Genomic DNA, 1,194 nt, shown 5'->3' on the forward strand with positions numbered 1-1,194 from the left:
CGATATGAGTTTTGTCAAACGCTTAAATATAAAGAGACAATGCTATAAGGAAACCAGGAAAACAGGAGAAAAGCAAGTGGCGGAAATAGAGATTTTAAATCTTATTTAACTGTGCGTCTAGAAAAATAACTCTTAGGTTTTTAAGCGTATTTCTTCCTGGTTTCATGGTTTCCTTATAAGAAAAAGTTGTTTTGATTAACGGCAAAAACAGAAATAACTATAAGGAGGCCAGGAAGGCAGGAGAAAGGCAACAAAGTGATTAAAAATATCTACGAATTACACATTATAATGTCAGTATTCTAACTACAGAATGTTTTTGTGGATCATAAACCGATCCTACATAAATATTACTAAAACTCGTCGTAGGATGTTAAGCATATTATTTCTTGGTTTCATGGTTTCCTTATAAAAAATTGGTAATGTAGTAAAAGAGAGAACTATAAGGAAGCCAGGAAGGCAGGAGAAAGGCAAAAAAAGCAACACTAATTATTTAAATAATCTCCTGGTTTCGTGGCCTCCTTATAATTATTTATCTTTGTTTGTATTATGCATGGCCAATTTGTCATGGATTTATGAAAGGATATAAATATGGAACTTGAGCATAAAGAACTGACTGAGAAGATCATTGGCGCGGCCATACAGGTACATCAACAACTGGGGCCTGGTTTTATCGAATCAATCTATGAAAAGGCGTTGATGATTGAATTGCGTAAGAGTGGTCTACGGGTAAAGGAGCAACAGGAAGTGATAGTAAAATATGACGATATTGAAGTTGGTAGACATCGCCTTGACCTCTTTGTAGAAGGTGCCATCGTTATAGAACTCAAAGCAATTAAGGACCTTGAAGACATTCACTTTGCCATTGTAAAATCATATCTGAAATCGGTGGGTAAGAAACACGGGTTGTTGTTAAACTTCGCAAAAGTAAAACTGGAGATAAAACGTGTAATTTATGATGAACAATAAAAGAAAGAACTATAAGGAGGCCAGGAAAACAGGAGGAAAGCAAAAACAAAAGAAGTTATCACGCCAAGCCGCAAAGCACGCTAAGATAAAAACTTAAACAAAAAAACAACACTATAAGGAGGCCAGGAAGGCAGGAGTGGTCAAGAATACAATCAAAGAAAAAAACGAAAAGGTGCATACTGGGAAGATCGATATCATGCGACCGCCATTGAGACAGATCAACATTTT

1 protein-coding gene and 1 pseudogene are annotated in these 1,194 nt (G+C 35.8%); both read left to right on the plus strand.

Features of this window, described 5'->3' with window-relative positions:
- The first annotated feature begins 588 nt into the window (after window positions 1-588).
- Window positions 589-966 (plus strand): GxxExxY protein, encoded by a 378-nt coding sequence (locus tag NUV40_03180; GenBank protein ID MCR4342878.1) that lies wholly within the window; start codon window positions 589-591, stop codon window positions 964-966.
- 129 nt (window positions 967-1,095) lie between these two features.
- Window positions 1,096-1,194: pseudogene (locus NUV40_03185) on the plus strand (transposase).

The organism is Patescibacteria group bacterium, assembly GCA_024654625.1.
In the GTDB taxonomy this organism is placed as follows: Bacteria; Patescibacteriota; Minisyncoccia.